Annotated in this window: 23 protein-coding genes; 4 read left to right on the forward strand and 19 right to left on the reverse strand. The window is 71.7% G+C overall.

Translation table 11 applies throughout. The features are described from left to right. Positions 1-18: 18 nt before the first annotated feature. The 9 genes from ACIA3K_RS17930 to ACIA3K_RS17970 form a co-directional block, all read right to left on the reverse strand. Complete coding sequence (locus ACIA3K_RS17930; protein WP_396802283.1) at positions 19-534, reverse strand: arginine repressor; 516 nt, start codon at positions 532-534, stop codon at positions 19-21. Further along, the gene (gene argF / locus ACIA3K_RS17935) at positions 531-1,466 is read right to left on the reverse strand and encodes an ornithine carbamoyltransferase (RefSeq protein ID WP_396802284.1); all 936 of its coding nucleotides are present in this window, start codon (positions 1,464-1,466) and stop codon (positions 531-533) included. Before argF ends, ACIA3K_RS17930 begins: the two co-directional genes overlap by 4 nt. Further along, positions 1,463-2,707: an acetylornithine transaminase gene (locus ACIA3K_RS17940; RefSeq protein ID WP_396802285.1), complete on the reverse strand. Its 1,245-nt coding sequence runs from the start codon at positions 2,705-2,707 to the stop codon at positions 1,463-1,465. The genes argF and ACIA3K_RS17940 overlap by 4 nt, the downstream gene beginning before the upstream one ends. Next, a complete protein-coding gene (gene argB / locus ACIA3K_RS17945) occupies positions 2,704-3,609 on the reverse strand; it encodes an acetylglutamate kinase (RefSeq protein ID WP_396802286.1) in 906 nt (301 codons plus the stop codon). Before argB ends, ACIA3K_RS17940 begins: the two co-directional genes overlap by 4 nt. A gap of 55 nt (positions 3,610-3,664) precedes the next feature. After that, positions 3,665-4,837, reverse strand: a complete 1,173-nt coding sequence (argJ, locus tag ACIA3K_RS17950) for a bifunctional glutamate N-acetyltransferase/amino-acid acetyltransferase ArgJ (protein ID WP_396802287.1) — start codon at positions 4,835-4,837, stop codon at positions 3,665-3,667. Then, positions 4,834-5,835, reverse strand: a complete 1,002-nt coding sequence (gene argC / locus ACIA3K_RS17955; RefSeq protein WP_396802288.1) for an N-acetyl-gamma-glutamyl-phosphate reductase — start codon at positions 5,833-5,835, stop codon at positions 4,834-4,836. Before argC ends, argJ begins: the two co-directional genes overlap by 4 nt. Before the next feature lie 151 nt (positions 5,836-5,986). After that, positions 5,987-6,760, reverse strand: coding sequence for a hypothetical protein (locus tag ACIA3K_RS17960; RefSeq protein ID WP_396802290.1), 774 nt, complete (start codon positions 6,758-6,760; stop codon positions 5,987-5,989). A 50-nt stretch (positions 6,761-6,810) separates the two neighbouring features. After that, positions 6,811-9,114, reverse strand: coding sequence for a hypothetical protein (locus ACIA3K_RS17965; RefSeq protein ID WP_396802291.1), 2,304 nt, complete (start codon positions 9,112-9,114; stop codon positions 6,811-6,813). Then, positions 9,111-9,896, reverse strand: a complete 786-nt coding sequence (locus ACIA3K_RS17970) for a hypothetical protein (protein ID WP_396802293.1) — start codon at positions 9,894-9,896, stop codon at positions 9,111-9,113. Before ACIA3K_RS17970 ends, ACIA3K_RS17965 begins: the two co-directional genes overlap by 4 nt. A 175-nt stretch (positions 9,897-10,071) precedes the next feature. On the opposite strand from ACIA3K_RS17970, the gene ACIA3K_RS17975 reads away from it, so the two are divergent. Next, positions 10,072-10,956, forward strand: coding sequence for a Crp/Fnr family transcriptional regulator (locus ACIA3K_RS17975; protein ID WP_396802295.1), 885 nt, complete (start codon positions 10,072-10,074; stop codon positions 10,954-10,956). A 45-nt stretch (positions 10,957-11,001) separates the two neighbouring features. Here the strand turns inward: ACIA3K_RS17975 and pheT are convergent, their stop codons facing one another. The 9 genes from pheT to ACIA3K_RS18020 all read right to left on the reverse strand — a co-directional run bounded on the left by pheT (position 11,002) and on the right by ACIA3K_RS18020 (position 19,745). After that, a complete protein-coding gene (pheT, locus tag ACIA3K_RS17980) occupies positions 11,002-13,551 on the reverse strand; it encodes a phenylalanine--tRNA ligase subunit beta (RefSeq protein ID WP_396802296.1) in 2,550 nt (849 codons plus the stop codon). Positions 13,552-13,592: 41 nt separating this feature from the next. Further along, the gene (gene pheS / locus ACIA3K_RS17985; RefSeq protein ID WP_355053112.1) at positions 13,593-14,660 is read right to left on the reverse strand and encodes a phenylalanine--tRNA ligase subunit alpha; all 1,068 of its coding nucleotides are present in this window, start codon (positions 14,658-14,660) and stop codon (positions 13,593-13,595) included. Positions 14,661-14,876: 216 nt separating this feature from the next. Then, on the reverse strand, positions 14,877-15,674 hold the full coding sequence (locus tag ACIA3K_RS17990) for a TrmH family RNA methyltransferase (RefSeq protein ID WP_396802298.1): 798 nt from the start codon (positions 15,672-15,674) through the stop codon (positions 14,877-14,879). A gap of 83 nt (positions 15,675-15,757) precedes the next feature. Continuing rightward, complete coding sequence (rplT, locus tag ACIA3K_RS17995) at positions 15,758-16,150, reverse strand: 50S ribosomal protein L20 (protein WP_007458417.1); 393 nt, start codon at positions 16,148-16,150, stop codon at positions 15,758-15,760. Positions 16,151-16,182: 32 nt separating this feature from the next. After that, the gene (gene rpmI, locus ACIA3K_RS18000) at positions 16,183-16,377 is read right to left on the reverse strand and encodes a 50S ribosomal protein L35 (protein ID WP_355053110.1); all 195 of its coding nucleotides are present in this window, start codon (positions 16,375-16,377) and stop codon (positions 16,183-16,185) included. 20 nt (positions 16,378-16,397) lie between these two features. Further along, positions 16,398-17,045 carry a translation initiation factor IF-3 gene (infC, locus tag ACIA3K_RS18005; RefSeq protein WP_355053109.1) on the reverse strand — a complete coding sequence of 216 codons (648 nt, stop codon included), beginning with the start codon at positions 17,043-17,045 and terminating at the stop codon, positions 16,398-16,400. Between the two features lie 774 nt (positions 17,046-17,819). Further along, entirely contained in the window at positions 17,820-18,293 is a 474-nt protein-coding gene (locus ACIA3K_RS18010; protein ID WP_396802300.1) for a PH domain-containing protein, read from the reverse strand. Between the two features lie 297 nt (positions 18,294-18,590). Beyond that, positions 18,591-19,436 (reverse strand): ATP phosphoribosyltransferase, encoded by an 846-nt coding sequence (hisG, locus tag ACIA3K_RS18015; RefSeq protein ID WP_357133389.1) that lies wholly within the window; start codon positions 19,434-19,436, stop codon positions 18,591-18,593. A gap of 45 nt (positions 19,437-19,481) precedes the next feature. Continuing rightward, positions 19,482-19,745, reverse strand: a complete 264-nt coding sequence (locus tag ACIA3K_RS18020; protein ID WP_089016570.1) for a phosphoribosyl-ATP diphosphatase — start codon at positions 19,743-19,745, stop codon at positions 19,482-19,484. Positions 19,746-19,878: 133 nt separating this feature from the next. Between ACIA3K_RS18020 and ACIA3K_RS18025 the strand changes: the two genes are divergently transcribed. From ACIA3K_RS18025 to ACIA3K_RS18035, 3 genes are read left to right on the forward strand one after another with little or no spacing between them, the layout of a single operon-like run. Then, on the forward strand, positions 19,879-20,739 hold the full coding sequence (locus ACIA3K_RS18025; RefSeq protein WP_396802302.1) for an ABC transporter substrate-binding protein: 861 nt from the start codon (positions 19,879-19,881) through the stop codon (positions 20,737-20,739). Further along, positions 20,736-21,608 (forward strand): amino acid ABC transporter permease, encoded by an 873-nt coding sequence (locus tag ACIA3K_RS18030; protein ID WP_396802304.1) that lies wholly within the window; start codon positions 20,736-20,738, stop codon positions 21,606-21,608. Before ACIA3K_RS18025 ends, ACIA3K_RS18030 begins: the two co-directional genes overlap by 4 nt. 2 nt (positions 21,609-21,610) lie before the next feature. After that, positions 21,611-22,354 (forward strand): amino acid ABC transporter ATP-binding protein, encoded by a 744-nt coding sequence (locus tag ACIA3K_RS18035; RefSeq protein ID WP_396802306.1) that lies wholly within the window; start codon positions 21,611-21,613, stop codon positions 22,352-22,354. 87 nt (positions 22,355-22,441) lie between these two features. On the opposite strand, the gene ribH is transcribed toward ACIA3K_RS18035, so the two are convergent. Continuing rightward, a complete protein-coding gene (ribH, locus tag ACIA3K_RS18040) occupies positions 22,442-22,942 on the reverse strand; it encodes a 6,7-dimethyl-8-ribityllumazine synthase (RefSeq protein WP_355053145.1) in 501 nt (166 codons plus the stop codon).

Raw genomic sequence — 22,942 nt, forward strand, 5'->3', positions numbered from 1 at the left:
TGCTCCACCTGTGCGCGGTCACGGTGCGCTGTTCCCTTCGACGCTGTCTTCCCGGCGGGACCAACCGGCGAGCTTGTCGCCGAGCGCGGCCCCACCGACGGTCTCCCGGGCCACGACGAGAATGGTGTCGTCGCCGGCGATGGTGCCGACGATCTCGGGCAGGCCCGCCCGGTCCAACGCGCTGGCCAGGTACTGGGCCGCGCCCGGCGGGGTACGCAGCACCGCGATGTTGCCGCTGGCGTCCACCCCGTTGAGCAGCTCGCGCAGCAGCCGCACCAGCCGGGCCGGTGCGGCCTCGGCGTCGCGCAGCGGTCGTTTCCCGTCCTCGGGGATCAGGTAGACGGCCGGGCCGTCGCCGCCGCGCACCTTGACCGCGCCCAGCTCCTCCAGGTCGCGCGAGAGGGTCGCCTGGGTGACCCCGACGCCGTCGGCGGCGAGCAGGTCGGCCAGTTCGGTCTGCGAGCGTACCGGCCGGTCCCGGATCAGCTCGACGATCCGGGCGTGCCGGGCGGCGCGGGTCAGGGGGGCGGTCATCGTCGCTCCCCGGCAGCCGCCAGCAGGAACGTCAGCAGCGCCTTCTGGGCGTGCAGCCGGTTCTCGGCCTGGTCGAACACCGCGCTCTGCGGACCGTCGAACACCTCGTCGGTGATCTCCTCGCCCCGGTGCGCCGGCAGGCAGTGCAGCACGATCGCGTCCGGCGCGGCGTGGTCGAGCAGCTCCTTGTTGACCTGGTACGGCAGGAACGGGGTGACCCGGTCCAACCCGTCGGCCTCCTGACCCATCGAGGTCCAGGTGTCGGTGGCCAGCACGTCGGCGTCGCGGGCCGCCTGCGCCGGGTCGGTCAGCACCCGTACCGACCCGCCGGTCCCGGCGGCGATCTCGCTGGCCCGACGCACCACGGCCGCGTCCGGCGCGAACCCGGCCGGGCCGGCGATCCGCACGTGCATCCCGGCCGTGGCCCCGGCCAGCAGGTACGACTGCGCCATGTTGTTCGCGCCGTCGCCCACGTAGGTCAGGGTCCGGCCGGACGTGCCGCCGCACCGCTCCCGGATGGTCAGCAGGTCGGCCAGCAGTTGACAGGGGTGGAACCCGTCGGTGAGCGCGTTGACCACCGGAACGGTCGCGCCGCCGGCGACCTCGGCGATCCGGTCGTCACCGTGGGTACGCAGCACGATCGCCGCGACGTAGCGGGACAGCACCCGGCCCGCGTCGGCGAGCGTCTCGCCCCGCCCGAAGTGGGTGACCTGGGTGTCCACGACCAGCGGATGGCCGCCCAGCTCGGCGATGCCGGCGTCGAACGAGATCCGGGTCCGCAGACTCTGCTTGTCGAAGAGCACCGCCACCGAGCGGGGGCCGGCCAGCGGTTGGTGGCCGAACCGGTCGACCTTCATCCGGGCCGCCAGGTCGAGCACGCTTGACTGTTCGGCGGGCGAGAGATCGTCGTCGCGCAGGAAGTGCCGGATCATGCGGTCGTCCCCGTCGTGGTGGGCTGGGTGGAGGATTCGGTGGTCACGGGAGCGCTCGTGCCGGCCGTCGCCGGGGCCGTCGCGTCCAGGGCCGCCGGGAGCGCGGCGAGGAACGCGTCGACCTGCTCGGTGGTGAGGATCAACGGCGGGGCGAGCCGGAGTACGCCCGGCTGCACCGGGTTGGTCAGGAAGCCGGCCTCCCGCAGCGCCTCGGCCAGGACCGTCGACACCGGCGCGGTGAGCACCACGCCGAGCAGCAACCCGGCCCCGCGTACGCCCGCGACGAGCGGGTGGTCCAGCGCCTCGATGCCCCGACGCAGCCGTTCGCCGACGCGCTTGACGTGGTCGAGCAGCCCTTCGTTGGCGATGGTCGCCACCACGGCGAGCGCGGCGGCGCAGCTCACCGGGTTGCCGCCGAAGGTCGTACCGTGCGAGCCGGGGGTGAGCAGGTCGGCGGCCCGGCCGAAGGCGAGCGTCGCGCCCAGCGGCAGCCCGCCACCCAGGCCCTTCGCCAGGGTCACCACGTCGGGCTCCACGCCCTCGGCCTGGTGGGCGAACCAGTGGCCGGTACGGCCGATGCCGGTCTGCACCTCGTCGAGCACCAGCAGCGCCCCGTGCCGGGCGGTGATCCCCCGGGCCGCCGTCAGGTAGCCGGTCGGCGGCACGACCACGCCGTTCTCGCCCTGGATGGGCTCCAGGATCACCATGGCGGTGGCGTCGGTGACCGCCGCCTCCAGGGCGCTCACGTCGCCGTAGTCGACGTGGGTCACCTCGCCGGGCAACGGCCGGAACGGGTCCGCCTTGGCGGGCTGACCGGTCAGGGCGAGGGCGCCCATGGTGCGACCGTGGAAGCCGCCGTTGGTGGCGACCACGTGGCTGCGCCCGGTGCGCCGGGACAGCTTGAAGGCGGTCTCGTTCGCCTCCGCGCCGGAATTGGCGAAGAAGACCCGGCCGGGTCGGCTGCCGGCGAGCGCCAGCAACAGCTCCGCGAGAGCCACCGGCGGCTCGGCGACGAAGAGGTTGGAGACGTGCCCCAGCGTGGCCACCTGCTTCGACACGGCTGCCACCACCGCCGGATGGGCGTGGCCGAGGGCGTTCACCGCGATCCCGCCCAGCAGGTCCACGTACTCGCGGCCCGCCTCGTCGACCACCACGGCGCCCGCGCCGGAGACCAGCGCCAGCTGCGGCGTGCCGTAGTTGTCCATCATGGACTGCGTCCACCGTTGCACCAGACTGCTCATGCCCCGTCCGTCCCGTCCTGCGGCACCACCATCGTTCCGAACCCTTCCGACGTGAACACCTCGAGCAACGTGGAGTGCGCCACCCGGCCGTCGACCACGTGCGCGGCCGGCACGCCCCCGCGCACGGCCCGCAGGCAGGCCTCCATCTTCGGCACCATCCCCGACTCCAGGCGGGGCAGCAGCTTGGCCAGGTCATCCGCGGTGATCTCGGAGACCAGGCTGTTGGTGTCCGGCCAGTCGGCGTACAGGCCGGCCACGTCGGTGAGGACGACCAGCTTGCGGGCCCGTAGGGCGACGGCGAGCGCGGCGGCGGCGGTGTCCGCGTTGAGGTTGTGCAGGACACCGTCGGCGTCCGGCGCGACCGTCGAGATCACCGGAATCCGGCCGGCGTCGATCAGGTCGGTCACCGCCGAGGTGTCCACCGACTCGACGTCGCCGACCTGGCCCACGTCGACCGGCAGCCCGTCCACGTACGCCGGGCGGCGCACCGCGGTGAACAGCCGCGCGTCCTCGCCGGAGAGGCCGACGGCGTACGGGCCGTGCGAGTTGATCAGCCCGACCAACTCCCGCCCGACCTGCCCGACGAGCACCATCCGGACCACGTCCATCGCCTCGGCGGTCGTCACCCGCAGGCCGCCCCGGAACTCGCTCTCGATGCCGAGCCGGCCCAGCATGGCCGAGATCTGCGGACCGCCGCCGTGCACCACCACGGGCTTCAGACCGGCGTAGCGCAGGAACACCATGTCGGCCGCGAACGCCCGCTGCAACTCCGGCTCGGTCATGGCGTTGCCGCCGTACTTGACCACGACGGTGGCGCCGGAGAAACGCGCCAGCCAGGGCAGCGCCTCGATCAGCGTCTCCGCCTTCACCTGCGCCCGGGTGAGATCACTGCTGAGGCTCACAGTGCCGGCCTTTCGTTCGCGACTGCGGGACTCCGCTTCGCTGCGTTCCTCGCGCTCACGTTGAATACGCCGAGTTCTCGTGCACGTACGCGTGGGACAGGTCGTTGGTCCAGATCGTGGCCGTCGAATCGCCCGCGTGCAGGTCGATCCGGATGGTGACGTCCCGTGCGCTGAGGTCGGCCTTCGAACGGTCCTCGGCAGCGGCGCCGCCCCGGCACAGCCACACCCCGTTGACGGCCACGTCCACCTCGTCCGGCTCGAAGGCGGCCGTGGTGGTGCCGACCGAGGCGAGGATCCGACCCCAGTTCGGGTCGTTGCCGAACAGGGCGGTCTTGACCAGGTTGCTGCGAGCGACCGAGCGGCCCACCTCCACCGCGTCGTCCTCGGTCGCGGCTCCCACGACGTCGATGGCGACCTGCTTGGTGGCGCCCTCCGCGTCGCCGATGAGCTGCTGCGCCAGGTCGTGGCAGGCCGTGGTGACCGCGGCGGCCAACTCGGCCGGGGTCGGCTCGATCCCGCTGGCGCCGCTGGACAGCAGCAGCACCGTGTCATTGGTGGACATGCAGCCGTCGGAATCGACCCGGTCGAAGGTCACCCGGGTCGCGGCGCGCAGAGCCTCGTCCAGGACCGCCGGCCCGGCCACCGCGTCGGTGGTGAGCACGCAGAGCATGGTGGCCATGCCCGGCGCGAGCATGCCGGAACCCTTGGCCATGCCGCCGACCGTCCATCCACTGCCCCGGGCCACCGTGGTCTTCGGCCGGGTGTCGGTGGTCATGATGGCCTCGGCGGCGGCCAGGCCGCCGTCACGCGACAACTGCCGGATGGCCGTACGGACGCCCGGCAGCAGTTTGTCCATCGGCAACCGCTCACCGATCAGCCCGGTGGAGCAGACGGCCACCTCGCCGGCCCCGAGGAGCAGCCGCGGACTGACCGCGCTCAGCGCCGAGGCGGTGTGCTCGGCCGTGGCGTGCGTGTCCTGGAAACCGGCCGGGCCGGTGCAGGCGTTCGCGCCACCGGAGTTGAGCACCACGGCGCGGACCACGCCGCCCTGCACGACCTGCTGGCTCCAGAGCACCGGCGCGGCCTTGACCCGGTTGGTGGTGAAGACACCGGCGACACCGGCGTCCGGGCCGTCGTTGACCACCAGCGCGACGTCCGGGCCACCGCTGGTCTTCAGTCCGGCGGTCACTCCGGCCGCCCGGAACCCCCGAGGGGTGGTGACACTCATGGCGCTACTCCCCAGATCGACAGGCCCGTCGTCTCCGGCAGGCCGAGCATCAGGTTGGCGTTCTGCACGGCCTGGCCGGCGGCGCCCTTGCCGAGGTTGTCCAGCGCGCTGACCACGATCAGCCGACCCGAGTCGACGTCGACGGTCGCCTGCAGATGACACGAGTTGGAGCCCAGCGTGGCGGCCGTGTGCGGCCAGCGCCCCTCCGGCAGCACGTGCACGAACGGCGCGTCGGCGTACGCCTGCGCCAGCACCTCCTGCGGGTCGACGCCGCGGGCCGGCACGGCGGTGACCGTGGCGAGGATGCCGCGTGGCATCGGCGCGAGGACCGGGGTGAACGACAGGCCGGTCGCCCCGGAGGCCTGCTTGATCTCGGGCACGTGCTGGTGGGTGCCGACCCGGTACGGCGACAGGTCGCCCATCACCTCGCTGCCGAGCAGGTGCGGCTTCGCCGCCCGGCCCGCGCCGGAGGTGCCCGAGGCGGCGACCACCACCACGTCGGCGGGGCTGGCCGCGCCGTCGGCGATCAACGGCGCGAGCGCGAGGGTGATCGCGGCGGCGTAGCAGCCGGTGTTCGCGACCCGGGTGGAGCCGGCGATCAGCTCCCGCTGGCCGGGCAGCTCGGGCAGGCCGTACGTCCACTGGCCGGCGTGCGTGCCGCCGTAGTACTGCGCCCAGGCGTAGGGGTCGGCGAGCCGGTGGTCGGCACCCAGATCGACGACGCGTACCTCGGGAGGGAGCTGGGCCGCGAGAGTCGCCGACTCGCCGTGCGGCAGCGCCAGGAAGACCAGGTCGGCGTCGGCGAGGATCGACGGGTCGGTCTCGCCGAACACCAGGTCGAGCCCGGTGAGCTGCGGATGCGCCATGTCGACGCGGTGCCCGGCCTGGCGGTGCGCGGTGGCGGCGACCAGCTCGAACTCCGGGTGCCCGGCGACCAGACGCAGCAGCTCACCGCCCGCGTACCCGCTCGCGCCCGCGACCGCGACTCGAATTCCCATACCCACCTCCGCATGACTATGCAGAGGAGACTAGCAAGAGCGATTGTTTCCTGCAAGTTAATACAGCCTACTGCATGGTGATGAACGCCGGTGTCGATCGGCGCAGGGTGGCGTCCTCCACCTGGATATTCCAGCAGAGGACGCCCCGCTGTCAGCTCGCCTGCTCGGACAACCCGTGCTGGCGCTCGTACGTCCGCAGGGCGACGTCCCACGCCTCCGTGTACTCGCTCGGCCCCATACCGAGATCCCCGTGCCCCCGAACTGCCTCGCGCAGCAGTTTCACGAGGTCGGGCACGGCCTCCCGGCGCTCCTGGACGTACCGACCGAAAACCTCGGCGAACTGCTCGCCTGTCAACCGCGCCGCGTGCGACGTGACGGGATCGTCCTCGAGATTCTGCAGCACGGCACACCAGCGACGAGTCAGCTCATCCGCCTGGGCCGCCCGGATCTTCTGCAACTCATGATCACACTCAAGCCGAATCCGATCCTCCCAGTAGGGCCGGAGCCGCTCACGCACTCGCTCGTCGGGGCTGACGCGGACGAGCACCCCGAAGTGCGGCGAACCCTCACGCGGCCAGCGCTGGCCACCGAGCAGACTGTTCAGCGCTCGTTCGAGGTCGTGCGAACGGTGGGGCTCGTGTTCACGTGCCAGATCCACCGCCCGTTCCCGGACTATCCCGCCAGCCCACCCCAGATACCGCTCGGCGCGAAACCGAAGCTCCTCGTAGGTCATGTTCTGCGCCGTCCAGTTGTAGACGGCGTGCAAGCGGAAGTCGTATGCGTCCCCCTTCGCCGGCACCAGGATCGGCGCCGGGACGTCCTGACGGAATGTCACGGTGGCGGGAACGATCGGCGCAGGTGGGGCCGGGGGAAGCGGGGGCTCGGTCGGCGGGAAGAACGCATGCCACCAGCGGCGGCGTTCCACCTGCCCAGGTATGGGTGCTCTCGTGCCGGGGCCACCGACAGGGCCTGTGCTCATCGCGTCTCCTCATCGATCAGTCGTTGTACGTCGTCGAGCAGGTCGTGGTGCGGCATCACCGGACGCCACACGTGGTGGAGCTGGTGGTTCAGGCGATGACGCAGAGCGGGCTGTCCGGCGATCACGTGTCGCAGCAGTTCAAGGCAGTGGCCGGCGACGACCGGCTGCTGGTCCGCCCGGTCCAGCCAGAAGCCGAGGGTGCGCCACGATCGGTACGCCGTTCTTGGCAGGCTGAGGGCGGTCGCCCAGACGACGGCAAGGTCGGCCAGTTCGATCGTTCGCTGGTCCACCAGGTGCAGCAGCTCCGGCCAGTGCTCTCGGGGCGGTTCCGCCCAGCGGTCCGCGAGTACCCGCAGGGTCCGCGCCGCGTGGAGCTGCACCTCGGGGTCGACGGATGCGGTCCAGTCCACGAGCGCCGGCACGACACTCGACGCGTGACCGCTGCGGTACACCTCGACCAACCCTCGGACGACCGAGTTGTTCCGCCGCTGCATCCGGGCCTGCGCAACCTGACGCAGTTGGGCCAGCGCCGACTCCGGCCAGAGCCGGGCCAGCCCAAGGCTGTACGCACGGGCCACGGTGTCCCGTAGGTGAGCTGCTGAACCGGCTACCCACTGATCGAGTTCGGCCCGAATCCGAGTACGCAACCCAGGCTGCATCGCCATGGCGACCAGGACGATCGCTGCGGCCTGCCGGACCCCTGCCCGCCGTTCCCGGGCCAGTTCCCCCACGGCGTCGAGGGCCGACTGCACATCGCGTGTCGCAGACCAACCGATGGCGCCCGCTGCGGCCTGTCGGACCGCCGGAGAGTCTCCGCGGATCAGGTCTGCCAACCAGTCGAGCAACTGCTTGGGCGACCACCACTCTGTCCACGCGACGTCCAGTAACACCGACCGGAGTGGCTGGGCGCCGGGCGGGAAGTCGATCCGGCACCCGCCTGGTACGCGCGGGTCGGTCAGCCGTGTGACGGCCTGGCCCAGTGTCGACCCCAGCAGTGCGTCGAGCATCGAACCCCGAAAAGGGGCGCCGGTCGATGCGGGTTCCTGGAAGTCGAACCGGGCCAGACGCTGAGCTGCCTGGTGTATCTCGGTCACGGGCTGCCCGGCAAGGACGGCGCAGGACAGGCGGAAGGCCCGCACCTCGTCGTGAGGGAACGCGTCGACCTCCTCGCCGCGGCGTCGCACGTCGAGGATCTCGGCCGCGCGCTCCCGTAGTTGGAGCGGCAGAAACTGCTCCAGCCGCTCAGCCAGTGCGCCGCCCTTCGGAACCGTCCGAGCGATCGTCGCGACGATCGCGACGACGTCGCCAGGTCGAGGTTCGCCGGCCAGGTAGGCCGACAGCAGTGGATGCCCGACGCAGTCCTCATCCACGTATCGCTCTACGCAACGCCCCTCGCACGTGCCTGTGCACCAGCCGACGCACTGCCCGGTGAGCTGTTGGCGAAGCTGCGCCCTGAACACCTCGGCCGCCGGGGCCGAACGGTGTTCGACGATGTGGCCGACGAGATCGTGCCTTCGTCGGGAGAAGTCCCCGACCAGAATGAGCGTGCTGCCGGAGGTCTCGGCCCGGGCCGCCAACGCCACCAGCGTGAACCCGTCCACCTCGCGAACAGCCACCTCGTTCAGCCGGAGCACGTAACCGTGCCCGGCGGGCAACGGTGCGTCCACGCCGAGCAGGTCGGCCAACTGGTCGACACCGAGTACGCGGACCCGCTCGAACCCGTGTCTCCGGGCCACCGCCAGGGTGGCTGAGGTGAACCGTCCGCTTCCGACCGGGCCGGAGAGGCAGACCAGGTGGTGATGCTGGAGTTGGTGGTCGAGCCGCCGATCGCTCGGCGCGTCGGCGTACCTGCCCGCAGTCTCACGAAGACCGGCCTCGACAAGGGTCTGGAACCACACGCGCCCTGCGCCGTCGGATCGTCCGGCGGTGACGTTGACCGTTCCGATGGCGACGGCGCCAGGGCCGGTGGCGTTCTGTCCCTGCACCCGAACATCGCCGACATCGATCGTCGAACCGCCCAGCAGGCCAGCCAGCCTGCGCAGCACGTCCCCGGGATCCAGGAGGTCGTCCGGATCGTCCTCCTCCGGTGGTTCCTCGGCCGGCTCCGCAGGAGAGGCCGGCTCATCCTCGCCGTCGAGGGACTCCACCGCGACCGGCGAGCCGTCCCGGGGTCCGCGAACCGCGCCATACCCGACGTCACCGTGTGGGCCATCGCCGGAGGCATCCTCCAACACGTCGTGCCAAGGATCGTCCAGGTCCCCCGGACTGTCGGCGGAGACCGGGGCGTACCGACCGCTCATCGGGGATCGCCTCTACCCGTACCGAAGTTCGTGTCGCGGCCGACCGAGCCGATCGCCGTCGCGCCCTGACCGATCGCGTTCTGCCCCTCGACCCGGATGTCCCCGGTACGAATCCCGACGTGCTCCGTGGGCCTCCGTGCAGTCTGCCCAGGATCCTGCTCGGTGGGCGGCGGGACGACCTGGATCGCGGCGCCGTTGATGTCCTCGTCCACCACGCAGAGCCAGGCGTCCTCGCGGAATTCCTTGTCCGGGTGGGCCACCTCGATCCGAACGAACCGCTCCGGCCGCATCTCCTCCGGGTACTCGGTGACCACATCACGAAAGATCTCGGTCGAGACGACAAGCGCGACGCCGGCATCAGGGAAGGCGGCCAGCGCCTGCTTGACCGGAGCGGCCTCGCACAACCGGCAGACGAACACCACGGCGTTGCCCGGGAAGCCGTTCGCACCGTCGAGATGTACCAACCCCTGGTGCACCGCCACCCTGAGCCGGATCCGCGCAGCCGGGAGACGGCTGCTGTTGTGGTGGCGTAGCCGCCGGTTCAGCTCCGGAACGAACCTGCCGATCACCCGTGACTCGAAGACCTCACGAGGCACGATCGCCAGCTCGCCGTCGCCCGCCTGCTGAGTCGTCCAGGCCACCCGGTCGAGACCGACAGCTTCGGCGGCCTCGTGCAGCAGCTCTCGGAAGTGCCGCTGCGCCTCGTACTGTTGGACGTTGCTACGTCTGCTGTACCGCTCCATATCCACCGAGATCAACAGCCGCCGCTCGGGATGTCGCATCCAACTTCCGCCCTTCTTCATCCGCTCGCCCCGCGGGCGAGCACCGCAGGAGCCATCGAACCGGTATGCGCGGGCCGGGATCCCGTAGAACTACGGCATCCCAGGTGGAAGTCGAGAACCCGTCATCCCGTCCTGCTGAGGGATCACCCAGCCAGCCACGCGCTGTGCTTGTCGCATGAGGACGGATCTGCTCGACCTGCTGCTCAGCCTCGGGTTACCCCCGACGGTGGTGTTGGCCCTGACAGCGGTTCGCCTGCTGATCGACGTGATAGCCGAAGCTGGGGCATCGCGCTACGCGCAGGAACCGCTACGCTTCGGCAGCTGTCCCTGGAGAAGGAGGCTGCGGGTGCTACGACCACGCGACCTGGCCGGCGAGACGTGGCCCTACGGCACGTTCCTGCAACGGCTCGCTCCACGGGAGCGGACGGCACTACTGCGGTTGGGTGTCCGTCGTCAGGTCCCCGCCGGGCAGATCGTGATCCACGAGGGCGTACGGGAGACCCACCTCGTACTCCTCGAAGAGGGCCTTACCAAGGTCACCGCCACGCTGCCGGATGGCCGGCCAGCTCTCCTGTCGCTCCGCGTTGGGGGCGACCTCGTGGGCGAGATGTCCGCGCTCAACAACGAACCCCGCTCCGCCACCGTGACGACCTGCGGGCCGGCGATCTACAGCGTGATCCAGCCGGACCGATTCAAACGGTTCCTCAAGGAGCACCCGGACGCCGCTCTCGAACTCGCCGCGATGGTCTCCGACCGGCTGCGCTGGTCCAACCGGCGGCGGATCGACTTCACCTCGTACCCGGTGAAACTGCGGGTGGCCCGGGTGATCGCCGACCTCTGCCGCAGCCACGGTCGACAGGGACCGGACGGCGTCATCATCGACGTTCGGCTTACGCAGCCCGACCTGGCGACCATCTGCGGCGCCTCCGAGACCGCCATTCAGAAGGCCCTGCGAGAGCTGCGATCGGACGGATTGGTCGACACCGACTACCGTCGGATCACCGTCTGTGATCTACCGGGCCTACGCGAACTCGGCGAGCTGGAGTCCGACGACGGCTGACGGGCCCCTCTCCCCCGCGCAGGGGGAGAGGGCCCGTCCGCTGTGTCAGGCGCCGCGCAGGGTCGCGCCGAAGCGCTCGGCCGCGACGGCGACCGCCGCGTCCCGGGCGGCCAGCGCCTCCTCGACGGTCAGCGTCCGGTCCGGGGCGCGGAACGTCAGCTTGTACGCCAGGGACCGGCGACCCTCGCCGAGCTGCGCGCCGGAGTACACGTCGAACAGTCGCACGTCCTCCAGCAGCTCACCGGCCCCCGCCTCCAGCGCCCGACGCACCTGCTCGGCCGGGACCGACTCGTCAAGCACCAGCGCCACGTCGATCAACGCCGGCGGGAACCCGGACACCGTCGGTGCGGGAACCACCGGCACCGGCGGCAGCACGTCCAGATCCAGCTCCATGGCGCAGGTGCGGCGGGGCAGCTCCAGGGCCGCCACCGCCGACGGGTGCAGCTCACCGGCGTATCCGACGACGGTGTCGTCGACCCGCAGCTCGGCGCAGCGGCCCGGGTGCCACGGCGCGTACTCGGCGGCGCGTACCTCGACCCGCTCGTCGGGGATGCCGGCGGCGGCCAGCACGTCCCGGGCCGCCTCGATGGCGTCCGCCCACCCGGCCGGGCGGCCCGCGCCCCACCAGCCGGCCGGGTCCAGGTCACCGGCGAGCACCGCCGCGACGTGCACCGGTTGGGCCGGCACGACCGCGTCGGCGGCGGCGAACTCCTCGTCGGTGGGTCGCCGGTCCACGCCCATCGCCGGCGGGCTGCCGGCGTCGGGGCGCGGGTGGAAGACCGCGCCGATCTCGTAGAGGGCGAGGTCGCGCTGCCCCCGGCCGAGGTTGCGCTTGAGGATGCCGAGCAGCGGGCCGAGCAGCGTGGTGCGCAGCAGCGGCTCCTCCTCGGACAGCGGGTTGGCGAGGCGCACCGCGGGTCGGCGCGGGTCGTCGGCCGGCAGGCCGAGCTGGTCGGCCAGCTCCGGGGAGACGAAGGGGTGCGCGAGCACCTCCACGTACCCCCGCTCGGCCAGCGACCACGCCACGGCCCGGCGGCGACGCTGGCGCGGGGTCAGGCCGTTCCCGGGCGGCGCGGTCGGCAGCACCGACGGCACCTTGTCGTACCCGTCGAGACGCACGACCTCCTCGACCAGGTCGGCCGGGTCGGTCAGGTCGGGCCGCCAGCTCGGCGGGGTGACGCTCAGCACCGACCCGGCGCCGCTGGCCGTGCCGACCGCGCCCGGGTCCTCGGAGAGCCGGTCCGCGCCCTGCGCGACCGTGCATCCCACCTGCTCCAGCAGCGCGACGACCCGCGCTGGCGGGTACTCGACGCCGACCCGCCGGGTCGGCAGGTCCGCCGGCAGGGTGATGGGGGTACGCGGCCGGACGTGGTCGATGTCCAGGATCTCGGCGCTCGGAGCACCGCCGCCGTGCTCGGTGAGCAGCCGCACGGCCCGCTCCAGCGCGACCAGCGGCACGGCCGGGTCGACGCCCCGCTCCCAGCGCTTCGCGGCCTCGCTGAACAGCTTGTGCCGGCGGGCCGTGCGCCCCACCATGGCCGGATCCCAGTGGGCGGCCTCGAAGAGCACGTTTGTGGTCTTTCCCGTGTCGACCTCGCTGGTCTCGCCGCCCATCACCGCCGCGAGGGAGATGGGACCGGTGTCGTCGCAGATGACCATGTCGTCGGCGGTGAGCACCCGGCTGACACCGTCCAGGGTGGTCAGTTTCTCCCCCGGCTCGGCGCGACGGACCACCAGCGGGCCGGCGATCCGGTCGGCGTCGAAGGCGTGCATCGGCTGGCCCAGCTCCAACATCACGTAATTGGTGATGTCGACGGGCAGCGAGATGCTGCGGATGCCGGCGGTGACGAGCCGCTGAGCCATCCACGACGGCGTGGGCGCGGCCGGGTCGACGCCACGCACCAGGCGGGCGGTGAACCGGTCACAGCCGACCGTGTCGCGGACCTCGACCGGGTACGCCGGCGTCACCGTTGCGCTCGGGGCGGGCGCCAGGGCCGGGTCACGCAGCGGCACGTCGAACGCGTGCGACAGCTCCCGGGCCAGGCCGCGCAGGCTCAGCGCGTACCCCCGGTCCGGGGTGATCTCCAGCTCGAACACGACGTCGTCGAGGCCCACGACGGACCGCGCGTCGTCGCCCGGCTTGGCGGCCACCTCCGGCGGCAGCACGATGATGCCCGAGTGGTCGTCGCCCAGGCCCAGCTCCTTGGCCGAGCAGATCATGCCGGCCGAGTTGTGCCCGTACGTCTTGCGGGCGCCGATCGCGAACCCGCCGGGCAGCACGCCGCCGGGCAGGATCACCACGACCCGGTCGCCGACGGCGAAGTTGCGCGCCCCGCAGACGATCTCCTGCGGCTCGCCGGTGCCGTTGGCGGCGCCCACGTCCACCCGGCAGAACCGGATCGGCTTCTTGAAGCCGGTCAGCTCCTCGATCTCGCGTACCTCGCCGACGACGAGCTGACCGGTGACGCTCGCGCGCAGGTCCTGCACGGACTCGACCTCGATGCCGAGGTCGACCAGGGCCTGCTCCAGGTCGCCGGTGGGCAGGTCGGCGGGGAGGTCGACGTACTCCCGCAGCCAACTGACAGAAACTCGCATGACTTCAGACCACCGTTCCCGTGTCTCGTACCCGCATCGCCCTACGCCCCGGTCCCGAGCGCGCGGCTGAACCGCACGTCGCCCTCGAAGAGATGGCGGATGTCGCTGACCCCGTGCCGGACCATCAGGGTCCGGTCGATGCCCATGCCGAAGGCGAAGCCGGAGTAGACCTCCGGGTCGACCCCGCAGGCGCGCAGCACCCGGGGGTTGACCATCCCGCAGCCACCCCACTCGACCCACTGCGGACCGTCGCGGTGCTCCGGGAACCACACGTCGAACTCCGCCGACGGCTCGGTGAACGGGAAGTAGTGCGGCCGCCACCGGGTCTTCGCCTCGGGGCCGAACATCGCCCGCGCGAAGTGGTCGAGGGTGCCCCGCAGGTGCGCCATCGTGATGCCCTTGTCGACCACGAGGCCTTCGGCCTGGTGGAACACCGGGCTGTGGGTGGCGTCGATCTCGTCGGTGCGGTAGACCCGGCCGGGGACGATCACGTAGATCGGCGGCTTGCGGCTGAGCATGGTGCGGGTCTGCACCGTCGAGGTGTGGGTTCGTAGAACGAGGCCCGAGCCCTCCGGCGCGATGTGGAACGTGTCCATCAGACCGCGCGCCGGGTGGTCGGCGGGGATGTTCAACGCGTCGAAGTTGACCCACTCCAGGTCGACCTCGGGGCCCTCGGCCACCTCGTAGCCCATCCCGACGAACAGGTCGCTGATCGACTCCATCAGCGTGCTCAGCGGGTGCCGGGCACCACGGGGACGCCGGGCGTACGGCAGGGTGACGTCCACCCGCTCCTCAACGAGCACCCGCGCGGCCTGCTCGCGCTCCACCACCTCGGCGCGCTCGGCGTACGCGGACTCGATCGCCCGGCGGGCCTCGTTGACCCGCTTGCCAGCGTCGGACTTCGCCGCCGGCGGCAACGCGCCGATCTCCCGGCGCGCGAGGGACACCGGAGACCGGTCACCGAGGTGGGCGGGGCGCAGCGCGGTCAGCGCGTCCGGATCGGCGGCGGCGTCGAACGCCTTCGTGGCGTCGGCGACGGCCTCGGCCAGGGCGGCCGGGTCGAGCAGGGCAACCTGCTTCGGGTCGTACGGATCGTTGCGGTAGCTCATGGCGTACGGGCACTCCCTCACGGCGGCGCCAGCCCGTCATCGGGGCGGCGAAGCGAGTCTACGGACGCGCGGCTGTGCCGCAGCCCGCCGGTAGGAGTTGCGCAGGGAGCAGGTCAGGCCCGCCGCCCGCCGACACCGGCGGGCTGGCTAAACGAACGCCGTGGCGCGTTCATGGACGGACGCTCTCCCCTGCTGTCAGTCGCGCCGAGGGTCACCTCAGCGCTGTGCTCTCGCTGAAGCGTACAGGCAGACGGCCGCCGCGGCAGCCAGGTTCAGGCTCTCCGCGCGCCCGTACAGCGGCACCCGCACCCGGGCGTCGGCCGCGGCGGTCAACGCCTCGGGCAGCCCGTGCGCCTCGGAACCGAACAGCCAGGCGGTGGGCCCGACGAGCCGGCCGTAGTCGGTCAGGTCGTCCAGGTCGTCGTCGCCGTACCCCGTGGTGGCGAAGATCGACAGCCCGGCGGCGCGCAGCGCGTCGACCACCGCGACCGGATCGGGCGCGCGGACCACGTCGACGTGGAACAGGCTGCCGGCGGAGGCGCGGACACACTTGCCGTTGTACGGGTCGACGGCGTCGCCGGCGAAGATCACCGCGCTCGCGCCGGCCGCGTCGGCGGTGCGCAGCACGGTGCCGGCGTTACCGGGGTCACGGATCTCGGCGAGCACCGCCACCAGCCGGGGAGCACCCGCGAGGGCCTGCTCCAGCGGCACGTCCAGGTGCCGGCAGACGGCGACGAGCCCCTGCGGGGCGACCGTCTCGGCCAGGGCCGCGAGGGCGTCGTCGGTCACCTCGGAGACCGGCACGTCGGCCCGGGCCGCCGTGGCGGCCAGCTCCGGGTACCGGTCCAGCGCGGTGGTCGTACCAAAAAGCTCGGTGACCACCCCCGGCCGCGCCAGGGCCTCGCGGACCGCCTGCGGACCCTCGGCCAGGAACCGGCCGGCCGTGTCGCGGTCCCGGCGGCGTTGCAGTCGGCGGGCGGCGACAACCCTGGGGGTACGCGGGGTGAAGGCCATGGGGTTTGCTCCTTCGGCACGATCGAGGCGCCCCCCGGACGGCGGTGCCGACGCGGGAGACGCCTCTCTCTGGTGCGTGGGGATCAGGCGGCCTGAGCCGCCGCGCCGCCGGTGCCCTCGGCCGTGACCGCGGCCCGGGCCAGCTCGACGATCGCCGCGAACGAGGCGGCGTCGTTGACAGCCATGTCGGCCAGGATCTTGCGGTCGACCTCGATGCCGGCCAGACGCAGGCCCTGGATCAGGCGGTTGTAGGTCATCCCGTTGGCCCGGGCGCCCGCGTTGATCCGCTGGATCCACAGCTGCCGGAAGTCGCCCTTGCGGTCACGACGGTCCCGGTAGGCGTACTGCATCGAGTGCAGCACCTGCTCCTTGGCCTTGCGGTACAGCCGGGAGCGCTGGCCGCGGTAACCACTCGCGGTCTCCAGCAGGGTACGACGCTTCTTCTGGGCGTTTACAGCCCGCTTGACGCGTGCCATCTCAACTCCTTCTTACGTAAAGGTGGCGCGCGTCAGCGGCCGAGCAGCTTCTTGATGCGCTTGACGTCGGCCTTGGCCAGCACGACCGTGCCGGTCAGCCGGCGGGTCTGGGTGGAGGGCTTCTTCTCCAGGTTGTGGCGCAGGCCGGCCTGCTGGGCAACGACCTTGCCCTTGCCGGTCAGCTTGACCCGCTTACCCATACCCGTGTGGCTCTTCATCTTCGGCATGTGGAACGTCTTCTCCCCTGTTACTCGCCGCTGGTGGCGGCGGTGCCGGTGTCGCCGGCTGCTGCGGTCTCGCCGACCGCCGCGGTCTCATCGGCTGCCGGAGCGGCGGACTCGTCCCCGACCCGGTCCCGAGGACCACCGCGCGACGCCGTGGCGGCGACCGCGGAGGCCTTGACGGCCCGGTGCGGAGCGAGAACCATGATCATGTTTCGGCCGTCCTGCTTGGGAGCGGCTTCGACGTATCCCAGATCCGTGATCTCGGACTCGAGCCGGCGCAGGAGCCGGTAACCCAGCTCCGGGCGGCTCTGCTCGCGACCGCGGAACATGATCGTCACCTTGACCTTGTCGCCCGCCTTGAGGAACCGCACCACGTGACCCTTCTTGGTCTCGTAGTCGTGCGGGTCGATCTTCGGCCGAAGCTTCATTTCCTTGATGACGGTCTGCTGCTGGTTACGCCGCGCTTCGCGCGCCTTCAGTGCGCTCTCGTACTTGAACTTGCCGAAGTCCATGAGCTTGCACACCGGCGGGCGCGCCATCGGCGCAACCTCGACCAGGTCCAGATCGACGTCCGCGGCCAGCTGAAGGGCGCGCTCCAGCGGGACAATGCCCACCTGCTCACCCTCTGGGCCGACCAGTCGGACCTCACGTGCCCGGATCTGCTCGTTCACGCGTGGTTCGACGCTGATGGGGCCTCCTCGAGTCGTTTCTGCTCAGGTGCCGACCCCGGCGGCTCCCGGATGGGACCCGACTTGGGAAAACAGAAGGCCCCGGCGTATGCCAGGGCCCGCTCGACCGGTCGGCACGATCACAGGATCGCGCATCCGAGACCGGGACATGCCCGGAACCGGTGACCGGACCCGGCCACCGAAGCGGCGACTCGGGTGGGAGCAGGCGCTCCGCTTTCAAGGCTGTCTGCTCGCATGCGGAGACAGCCTGGTCGACTCGACAACACTACACCGCCGCCCCGCTCACCCCCAAACCGGGCACGACCTGCGGTCGCGCCGCCGATGGTGCCGCGTGGGCGGCGGACCGTGCGGCCGGCGGGCTCGTTCGGCCGGCGGGCTCGTTCGGCCGGCGGGCTCGTTCGGCCGGCGGGCTCGTTCGGCCGGCGGGCTCGTTCGGCCGGCGAGGCCATCGCCCGCGTCGGCGCTCGCTGGGGGCTCGACGGGCCTCAAGATCCGCGCACTTTCAGGGAAGTTGCCGCATCTGGCCGCTGGGAGGCAGCAGTTTCGGGGAAGTTGCTGCCTCGGCGTGGGGCATACGGGCGGCGCGGTCCCGAGAAACGTGGCCGGGGCACGCGAGGGTGATGTGCGGGGTGATCAAGAGGTTTGCGTCACGACACGCCGTGCCACGTGACGCGAACCTCTTGATCACCGCACCGAGTCAGCGAGCTGGCGTGGGGATCGCGTCGGGGAGGCAGGCGGGAGGTGGTGGGCGGGTGCTTAGCTGCCGACGGCACGTTCGGCGAGGCGGGCCTGGTGGGCCTCGTGTAGCCGGCGCAGGGCGCGCACCCCGTCGACGGCCAACTCCTTGTCGGCGGCCTGGAGCGCGATCAAGGGCAGCAGGTCGTCGTCGTGCAGTTCCAGGCTGGCCCAGGGCGCCCCGCGATCGAAGCGGACACCCCGGACGACCTCCCAGGGCAGCTCGTAGGAGCTGATCACGTTACGCACCCGGATGCGCCGCTCGTCCGCTTCGATGCGCGGGCGGGTGAACAGCAGGAAGCCCAGTGCCCCGAAGATGCCGAGGCCGATCATGGCGATCTGGTCACCGCGCTGGAAGCTGCCGTACCCGTCGCCGGTCGGCCCGGTCAGCGAGGTGGCGACCAGGGCGAACACCACCACCAGCACGATCGCCGCGGACCAGCACACCACCCGGATGCGGCGGGGCTTGAGGCGGACCAGCTCGGTGTCACTCACTCCCCCAGTCTGCCACTCACGTCCGCCCCACCCGCGCACCACCCGCCGAGGCGCCACCCGCCGCCGCAAGATCGTGCTCGATCCACGATGTAGTGGTATCGGTGGTGGGTTGACGCCACTACATCCTGGATCGAGCGTGATCTTGCCTCCGGGAAGCCGGACGCCGTCGCGCCGGGCGGACCTCCGTGCACCGCACCGGCGCAGGACAGCGGTGATGCACCCGAGGTCGGCGAAGTGGGGGTGACCCGCGCGGGCGGACACCCCCACTTTCGCGATGTCGGGTGGATCAACCAGCCGTCAGAGGCGGCAGGCGTGGATGTTGGTGACCAGGATGGCACGGGCGCCCAGGTCGTACAGCTCGTCCATGATCCGGTGCACGTCGTCGCTGAGCACCATGGCCTGCACGGCCACCCAGCCCTCGCGGTGCAACGGCGAGACCGTGGGCGACTCGATGCCGGGGGTCAACCCGCTGGCCCGGTCCAGCAGACCGGCCGGCACGTCGTAGGCGAGCATCACGTAACGGCGGGCCACCAGCACGCCGTGCAGGCGGCGCAGGAGCTGCTCGGCCTGCGTGTGGGCCGGCGCGCCGGCGCGGCGCACCAGCACCGCCGACGAGCGCAGCAGCGGCTCGCCGAACACGACGAGGCCCGCCTGACGCAGCGTCGCCCCGGTCTCCACCACGTCCGCGATCACGTCGGCCACCCCGAGGCGTACGGCGTTCTCCACCGCGCCGTCGAGGCGGATCACCTCGGCCTTGACGCCCGCCTCGTCGAGGTGCCGCTCCACCAGCCCCGGGTACGCGGTGGCGATCTTGTGCCCGCCCAACTCCTGGACGGAGTCGATGTCGTCGGGGCGGGCGGCAAACCGGAAGGTGGCCCGACCGAAGGCGAGGTCGACGACCTCCTCGGCGGGCGCGGCCGAGTCGATCAGCAGGTCACGGCCGGTGATGCCGAGGTCGAGATCACCGGAGCCGACGTAGGTGGCGATGTCCTTGGGACGCAGGTAGAAGAATTCGACGTCGTTGGCCTCGTCCCGGCAGACGAGGTCCTTGGGGTCGGTGCGCTGGCGGTAGCCCGCCTCGCGCAGCATCTGGGCGGCCGGCTCGGCCAGGGTGCCCTTGTTGGGGATGGCGACACGCAGCATGACGGAGTGCTCCTTCGATCGGGTCTGATCAACGACGGGGCGCACTCACAGATGTCGGTAGACGTCCTTGAGCTCGAGACCGCTGGCGAGCATCAGCACCTGGACCTGGTAGAGCAGTTGGGAGATCTCCTCGGCGGTGCGCTGGGGCCCCTCGTGCTCGGCGGCCATCCACGACTCGGCCGCCTCCTCGACGACCTTCTTGCCGATGAAGTGCACACCCTTGTCCAGAGCGGCGACGGTGCCCGAGCCCGGGGTGCCGGCGGCGGCCTTGGCCTGCAGCTCGGCGAACAACTCCTCGAACGTCTTCACGGGGAACGATTCTTCCAGCCGCCGGGCCGCCACCGGACGTCCGGGTCCGGCCGAACCCAGCAGGCGGACAATTCCCTATCGTCACGGTGGGAAGATCTTCGATCGATGCCCGTGGAGCTTTACGCTGTCCGCCATGGCCAGCCGCTCGCGTCTTCTCGCGCTCACCCTCGTCGGCGCCGTCGTCGGCGCCGTCGCCGCCTGCGCGCCGCAGGACGAACCGACCCCCACCGTCACCGCCGCGCCGTCCTGCGTCAAGGACAGCCTGCCCACCCGTACGCCGGGCAAGCTCACCATCGCCACCGACCAGCCGGCGTACGAGCCGTGGTTCCGGCAGGACAAGCCAGAGAGCGGCGAGGGCTTCGAGGCCGCCGTCGCGTACGCCGTGGCCGAGAAGCTGGGCTACGCGCGGGGGGACGTCACCTGGACGCGGGTGAAGTTCGACACCGCGATCGCGCCCGGGGCGAAGACCTTCGACTTCGACATCAACCAGTTCTCGGTCACCGAGGAGCGCAAGCAGGCGGTGGACTTCTCCGCGCCGTACTACCTGGTGCGGCAGACGGTCATCGCGCTCAAGTCGTCGAAGATCGCCGGCAAGAAGACCGTGGCCGACCTGAAGGGTGCCAAGCTCGGGGCCCAGGTCGGTACGACCAGCTACCAGGCGATCACCGACGTCATCAAGCCCACCGTGAAGCCGCAGGTCTACAACAGCAACGACGACGCCAAGAAGGCCCTGCAGAACGGCCAGATCGACGGTCTCGTGGTGGATCTGCCGACGGCCTTCTACATCACCGGCGCGGAGGTCACCGACGCGGTGATCGTCGGCCAGGTGCCGCGGGTCGGCGTGCCGGAGGTGTTCGGGCTGCTGCTGGACAAGAACTCGCCGCTGACCCGCTGTGTGAGCGGAGCGGTCGGTCAGCTCAGCGAGGCCGGCACGCTGAAGGAGCTGGAGCAGAAGTGGCTCGCGCAGGTGGCGGGCGCGGCCGAGCTGACGTGACGCCGCGGGAAACCACCCCCGCCGCAGCGCCACGGGAGCACACCCCCTCGGCGGCCCAGGCGCGGCGAACGGCGTACCGGCGTCGACAGACCGTCTACAGCGTGCTGGTCGCGGCCTCCTCCACGGCGGCGCTGGGCACGTTGCTGGTCGTCGCGGTGACCGGCGCGCCGGGCTGGGACCGGGTACGGGAGTCGTTCCTGGACCCGGGGATCGCCGCCGACGCGCTGCCGGCCGTGCTGGACGGGCTCTGGCTCAACGTACGGCTGCTGGTCTGCTGCGCGGCCGGGGCCCTGCTGCTCGGGCTGGTGATCGCCGTGCTGCGGACGCTGCGCGGCCCGATCTTCTTCCCGGTGCGGGCGCTGGCCGCCGGCTACACCTACACGTTCCGCGGCCTACCGCTGATCATCGTGCTCTACCTGCTCACCCTCGGCGTGCCCGGGTTGCGGCTGCGGGGCATGCCGTCGGTGCTGGTGCTGGGCGGGCTGGCGCTGGTGCTCACCTACGGCGGCTACCTCGCCGAGGTGTTCCGGGCCGGCATCGAGTCGGTGCATCCCAGCCAACTCGCGGCGGCGCGGTCACTCGGCCTGACCTACCGGCAGACGATGCGGCACGTGGTGCTGCCGCAGGCCGTCCGGCGGGTGGCACCACCGCTGCTCAACGACGTGGTGGCTCTGCAGAAGGATGTCGGGCTGGTCTCGCTCGCCGGTCCGATCGACGCGGTCCGGGCCGCCCAGATCGCCACCGCCCAGACGTTCAACTACACGCCGTACATCGTGGCGGGCGTGCTGTTCGTGCTGCTCGCGATCCCGCTGATCGCGGTCACCGACTGGGTGACGCTGCGCTCGGCCCGCCGCCAGTCGGGAGGCTGACCATGACGCTGCTGCGCTGCCGGGGGCTGCGCAAGGAGTTCGCCGGCCACGTCGTGCTGGACGGGCTCGACCTGACGGTCGCCGAGCACCGGGTGGTGGCGCTGATCGGGGCGTCCGGGTCGGGCAAGTCCACGCTCCTGCGCTGCGTGAACCTCCTCGACGAGCTGGACGACGGCACGATCGAGCTGGACGGGGAGGACATCTCCGACCCGCGGGTCGACCCCGACCGGGTACGCCGGCGGATCGGCATGGTGTTCCAGGCGTACAACCTGTTTCCGCACCTGAGCGTGCTGGACAACATCACTCTCGCGCCCCGGCGCGTACACCGGCGGGCCCGCACGGAGGCCGAGGCCCAGGCCCGTGACCTGCTCGACCGGGTGGGTCTGGGCGCGAAGGCGCACGCCTACCCGGACGCCCTTTCCGGCGGGCAGCAGCAGCGGGTGGCGATCGTCCGGGCACTGGCGAACTCGCCTCGGCTGATGCTGCTCGACGAGGTCACCTCGGCGCTGGACCCGGAACTCGTGGGCGAGGTGCTGACGATGATCCGGGATCTGAAGGCGGACGGGATGACCATGGTGCTGGCCACCCACGAGATGGGCTTCGCCCGGGAGGTCGCCGACGAGGTGTGCTTCCTCGACGCGGGGCGCGTGGTCGAGAGCGGCCCGCCGGAGCAGGTGCTCGGCGAGCCGGCGCAGCCCCGTACCCGACAGTTCCTCCGCCGGATCATCGAGGCCGGCCGGCTCTGAGACCGAACGGCCGCCGCCGGCCCGGCCGGCTCTGAGACCGGACGGCCGCCACCAGGCCCGGTCGCCACCGGGGACGGGCCGAGCGGGTCAGCCGGCGAAGCCGACCCGCTGCGCGTTGCCCGCCGCCACCGTCCGCACGGCCAGCGCGGCGTCGAGCGCCGCGACGGTCGCCGCCCAGCCCTTGTCCTCCGCCGAGCCGGGCAGCCCGGCGCGGTCCCGGGCCTGCTCGATGGTCTCCACGGTGAGCACACCGTGCGCGACCGGCTTGCCCTCGTCCAGCGCCACCCGCGTCAGCCCGTCGGTGACCGATCGGCACACGTAGTCGAAGTGGGCGGTCGCGCCCCGCACGACCACGCCGAGCGCGACCACCACGTCGCAGCGGCGGGCGAGGGCCTGGGCGACGACGGGCAGCTCGACCGAGCCGGCGACGCGGGCGACCACGGATCGCGCGCCGCACGCCTCGGCGGCGGCGACCGCGCGCTCCAGCATGTGGTCGGTCAGGTCGCCGTGCCAGCGCGCGGCCACCACGCCGACGGTCAGTCCCGCGGCGTCCACCGCGTCGACTCCCGGCTCACCGAAACCCGCCAT

The sequence above is a fragment of the Micromonospora sp. NPDC051543 genome, from assembly GCF_044454415.1.
GTDB lineage: Bacteria > Actinomycetota > Actinomycetes > Mycobacteriales > Micromonosporaceae > Micromonospora.